This window comes from Exiguobacterium sp. 17-1 (assembly GCF_023096305.1).
Classification (GTDB): domain Bacteria; phylum Bacillota; class Bacilli; order Exiguobacteriales; family Exiguobacteriaceae; genus Exiguobacterium_A; species Exiguobacterium_A sibiricum_A.
Map to the genome: position 1 here is coordinate 1 of NZ_JALIGJ010000010.1, position 5,499 is coordinate 5,499.

Sequence of the window (5,499 nt, forward strand, 5' to 3'; positions counted from 1 at the left end):
TGCGGAATAAAAAGTGATCGGCAAGTTACCTTTTGAAAGAATGAAATTCATCTTCAAAAAAGCATAAGCATAAAAAAAGCATAAGCATAAAACTACATAAGCATAAAAAAGCATGAGTAAAAAAAAATTGTTGTTTCTTTTTGAGTGGGGTAAGTAAAGAAGATTTTTTTCTTTCGTATCCTATCGTGAGGAAGTGATTAGTAGTATGTGGGAGATTTTTTGGAATGCGTTGGAATGTGGATCGTGGTTAGTTACTGTTTTGTTAGGTTCTATCGAGTTGTTTGGTAGATTGAAAGACTGGATTGATCGAAGAAATAACGGAAATGGCAATACGTAATCACAAATAAGAAAATCGGTGTCTCGATATGAGACACCGATTTTCTTATTTCGTGCTGTCGATGTAAGTAGTAATTAGCAAATGCGTTAGCATAAATACTTGGATGATGATCATGCTACGCCACCTCCTTCTTTTCAGACCTTCAGACTTTGAGTCGGTCCTGTGAAACAAGGACGAAATCTTTAATCTTTAAATCTTTAAAAGAAGGCACGTAGTGCCGGCTATGTTTTTAAAGGTTTTTTGTTTTGTGATTGCCTCAATCCTAAGGATTGAGGCAATCACTTATATTGGGTCTTGAACTTTCGCTGTATCCAGCGACCGTCGATCCGACGGCAATCTTGACCCTCGGAGAGCGCACCTTTACGAAGTAAAGTATAGTGCGCTATACTATACAAAATTCAAAAGCAAATACAGGGGGTGTTTCTAATCGATCTTTTGTCCGTCTTAAAAGATTATTCAGGTGTTATTTCTGCTTTAGTAGCTTTGTCGAATTTTATAATGGTTTTCGTCGTTTTTAAATTCAATCGTAAAATGAGTCAATCAAAGCTGACTATAAGTCCAGGTTTTAAAACACAAGATTCATTAGTAGAAGAAGGTTTTGATTTAGATAAAACATTCAAAATATCTTTACTGGATAGAATAGATGCTGTCAAAGGATTACCTATGAAAAAAGTATTGCCTAATCCGATTAGATACAATAAAAACTCTCAATTTCTATACGTTACTTTAAAGAATAAGGGTGAATTAGCATCGGGAAATGCCCAAGTTACTCTGATTTTTAGAGGGTATGGATCAAAAGTTAAAGGAGAGATAAACGAAGAGTTTTATGATGAGCATCTGTATTTCTTGCTCCCTAGTACAGCTCAAAGTTATATGAAAGGTTCTGTTGAAAAAAGAAAACTCTTTTTAGAAAAGAAAATAGTTGTAACTGTTCCTTACATAGGCACAGATGAAGAAAAACATTTTGAATTGGCTAGACTAAATGACCAGTTCAGAGAAACAGAATTGATATTAATAAAAATCAAAGCTAATGGTCATACTTATTTTAAACAAAATCTTTTCCAAAGAATTTTTACTCCAGTTGTTATACACCGCCATACTCATCCACTCATGGATAAGGTCGAGGATTCGAATGAATTACGTATGTTATTTGGATCCGATAATCCTGATAGGAAATTTAGGCATGCTTATGCTGTAAAAGGAGGAGTATTAGAATGGCTTCGAAACTTGTATGCAGGATGGCAAAGGTTAAAAAGAATGATGTAAAAGGTTATCAAATCCATAATCAAAGAGAACGAGAAAGTAAGACTAATCCTCATATTAACGGTTCACTATCCTATCTCAATCGAGACTATATTAATGTCCAAAATATCAGTTACATGGAGAAATGGAAAGAAACATTCGAGTCTCAAAATGAAAGCAAACGAGCATTAAGAAAAGACGCCGTTTATTTTAACGAGTTCGTGGTCGGTTCCGATCGTGATTTCTTTAAGGATATGGATCAATCAGAAAAAGAACGTTTCTTCAAAGTTGCTACTGATTTCTTTAAAGAGCGATATACAGAACAAAACGTTCTTTATTCAGTGGCCCATTTTGATGAATTAAAGGGTGCTGGCGCTCATGCTCATATCGCGATTGTACCCATGAAAAGTGGAAAGCTTCAAAGCAAAAATGTATTTAATCGTATTGAATTGAAGGCAATACAAACTCTTCTTCCTGAACATTTAAAGCAGCATGGATTCGAGATTGAGCGAGGGAAAGAGGGATCTAAGGCTCAACACATTGATACGGCCACATATAAGGTCCTCAAATCTCAAGAAGCAGTCCTCATAGCCGAACGGCAGCGGGAAACGATTCAAGGTGAAACGAAGCTACTGGAAGCCAAAAGAGAGAACTTAAAAGAGTTATTCGGCAAAGTAGAACAGATTGATAGTCTCGAATTCGAAGAACAAAAGAGCATTTTTGGTAAGGAAACGGGCAAAGTTGTCATAGATCGAGAGGATTTTGAGGGAATGCGTGATCTTGCGATGATGGTAGTTCCCGAAATGGAATTTAAAAATCAAGAACTCAAGCGAGAAATGAGAGTTTTACAATCAGAAATCGAGCAAAAAGACGACAAGATTAGCAACCTTCAAAAGAAATATGAGATTGTATCTGCTCAAGCTGAACGTTATAAAAGTGGAGTTGATGAGGTAGTAGAAGAACGCTTGGAAGAGCAACTAGAAGAACGCTTGGAAGAAAAAACAATACAGTTGCAACAAGAACATAAAATAGAGTTTAAAAAGCTTCAGACAAGTAAGAAACAAGTCGAAAGTGAATTGATAGCTACTGGTTTAGAATTACGAGACATGACAATTGAATTCAATAAAATTGGAATTGCAAACTATAACCTAGAGAACGAAAACAAAAAGTTGAAACAGGATAAACAACAGATTGAAGCTGAACGTTATGAGCTTGTTAAAGAAAATACAGTCCTCAAATCGAAGACAAAAGAATTGCTTGATTACATCAACGAATTAAAAGAAAAAGCAGAAAAAATGGTGAATACTCGCTTGCAGAATATGATAACAATCGCAATGAAATCTGTTCATTTGGCGACAAGAGAATGGCTTATTGAGAAATTCCCGAAAGAGACTTTAATCCATTTAGAACATCTTGTAGATCGAAGTGATATTGATAAACGAGCAACTGTCCTTACGTCTGAAATAGAAAGAGCAGAAACAAAAGAAATGAGTAATTCTAAAAACAAAGACATGGATTATGAACGCTAAATACTAGGTTTTTTACCTCTTATATCCAAAGGTTTGATAGTTTGATATAATTGTAAACAGAAAAAAAGCTGCCCTTATCTTTGGTCGGATAGGCAACTTTTTTTAGAAAATGTGGTTTAGAGAAAACCTTTGTTGTTACTAAATTATATCTCATTTTAGCACAAAGTGTGATTCTCCTTCCACCTAAAAGGAGATTTTATATGTCTAAAAAAGTTGATTTTACTGAAGCAGAAAGAAATGCACGGTTACGTGATTTTGAGAATCAAAAAGAAGACTTTAAAGAAAAACACAATGGTATTGATGAACAAGAATTAGAAAAGGCTTTGAATACATTGAATCAAGCGACTGCTGGGAAAAACGTTTATGTTGCTACAAAACGTTCCACGCAATCTAAAATTAAATTTGCTCAATTCATTCAAGATAATTGGAATTATGCCCTTGAAAATTCGTATTTCACTGACGAAGAAATGTTATTTCTTCTTAGAATACAAAGGTTTTTACAATTTAAAAGTAACTGCATTGTTGATGATATTCATTCAAGATCTGCGGTTCCAATGACTCAAAAACAAATTGCAGAACGTTTAAATACTTACAGCTCACAAGTTAGTAAAATTGTTAAAAGTTTAACGAATAAAGGCATCATTGTAAAAGCAGAAGGACATAAAAAAGAAGGCGTAAATGCTCGTACTTACGCATTGTTTTTAAATCCTAATCTTATTTATAGTGGTGAACGAGATAACGTAGAAGTAACTTTAAAAACCTTGTTTATACAAGAAAAAATCAAACTAAAAGATTTTCCAGTAGCCCTTTTTTAAGGGCTACTTTTTTAGGATTTCATAGTTATAAAATATTATAACTAAACTTATAATATTTTATAACTATGAAATCCCTTAAAAACGGCTCTATATCAACGTTTTCAAACCATTTATTAGTTCATTTACTCTCACTCTCTTACTTATAGTCTTTTTTATAGCTAATCTGTATGTCATAAAACACAAATTAAAAAGAACTGAACGCACTCATTTCGGCGTTTACGCCTTCATTTCGTTTGTCAGACTGTCAGACCGCCGGACGTATCTATCGCTTCGCTCAAGAACCTCCACCGATCTTCCAGTACACATGAGCCTGTCGAATATTTTCATTCTCTATCTTTACGAAGGTTTTAGTATCTCGATTGCTCTTTAAAATTGATTTTAAAGGTATTTGCGGCTTGAGCCGTAAAAGTACTATCAACACGCAGCGAAGGGTCTTAAAATCGAAATATGAGCGTTTCAGACACAGTCAGGAGGCGGTTTTATGAAAGTGGACTTGAATTCAGGAAATTACGATCGAGAAAAGTGGGTTGCCATCGAAAAATTAAAATATCTTCAAGTCGTTGAAGGTCTTGTAATGAAAGTTGAAACACTTAAAGTTGATCAAAAAGGAAAAATTTTAATCGATTGTGACAACCCTTCGCATCGGGATTGGTTTGAATCAGAATAAAAAATTGCAAGTTCATGATTAGGTGTAGCATTAACATATGAATCATCAGTCAGATGGAAACGACACTACTTATATCCAAGGGATTTTTGCATTGCCGGAATGTAAACACTCGTAAAAACGCTACTGTTAAAGGGATTTTTACGAGTGTTTACATTTACAAAGATACAAAATGTAACGGGAAACTTTTTGTTTAGTTAGGTTTCGTTATATACTATATGCAGGCGATCAGAACGCGGCATTGACACTAACATGTCTGACCATGAAAGATGGTGATCGCCGATGCAGATAGTTTTCGAAATCCCACTTGATCTCGCAACAATCATTACGATCGTGGCACTAATTCGAACAACCGGCAGCGGATCTAACAAAAAAAAACCTTAACCAACATTACGTCGGAAAAGGCTCAATTCAATCCACGTTTTAATTAACCGCAGCGTTCTGATAGAAGCTGAGACGTTCCCGCGTCTCGGCTTCTTGCCGTTGTTTTTTTACGTGGTATTCCACGCTTTCAATTTATCATTTATTTTTATCCTTTACAACGAGCAGCTCTTCGAATATATTACTTAGCTTGCTTTCAACTGTATGAAAGTTTTATCAGTTAGGAAAAGAATGATTTTTAAAGTTGAGATAAATATCTAGAGAATGATTTATGCCGTAAGCAAGAGTTTACTCCGAGAGGTTCCCCCGATCACACTCACCCAAGTGGCTCCCAGAGGGGCGAAGCAACTCGGAGACGTTGGGTTAGGGGGTTCGGGGGAACAGAGGCTCGGAGTCAATTCTTGTGCGGAATAAAAAGTGATCGGCAAGTTACCTTTTGAAAGAATGAAATTCATCTTCAAAAAAGCATAAGCATAAAAAAAGCATAAGCATAAAACTACATAAGCATAAAAAAGCATGAGTAAAAAAAAA

At 35.1% G+C, this 5,499-nt stretch carries 4 protein-coding genes; all 4 read left to right on the forward strand.

Annotated elements, in window-relative coordinates:
* The first annotated feature begins 754 nt into the window (after positions 1-754).
* The 4 genes from MUN34_RS15710 to MUN34_RS15725 all read left to right on the forward strand — a co-directional run bounded on the left by MUN34_RS15710 (position 755) and on the right by MUN34_RS15725 (position 4,590).
* Positions 755-1,603, forward strand: a complete 849-nt coding sequence (locus MUN34_RS15710) for a hypothetical protein (protein ID WP_247858256.1) — start codon at positions 755-757, stop codon at positions 1,601-1,603.
* Positions 1,552-3,108 (forward strand): MobV family relaxase, encoded by a 1,557-nt coding sequence (mobV, locus tag MUN34_RS15715; RefSeq protein ID WP_247858258.1) that lies wholly within the window; start codon positions 1,552-1,554, stop codon positions 3,106-3,108. Before MUN34_RS15710 ends, mobV begins: the two co-directional genes overlap by 52 nt.
* Positions 3,109-3,308: 200 nt before the next feature.
* Positions 3,309-3,923, forward strand: a complete 615-nt coding sequence (locus tag MUN34_RS15720; RefSeq protein WP_247858259.1) for a winged helix-turn-helix transcriptional regulator — start codon at positions 3,309-3,311, stop codon at positions 3,921-3,923.
* A gap of 481 nt (positions 3,924-4,404) precedes the next feature.
* The gene (locus MUN34_RS15725) at positions 4,405-4,590 is read left to right on the forward strand and encodes a hypothetical protein (protein WP_247858261.1); all 186 of its coding nucleotides are present in this window, start codon (positions 4,405-4,407) and stop codon (positions 4,588-4,590) included.
* Positions 4,591-5,499 lie beyond the last annotated feature (909 nt).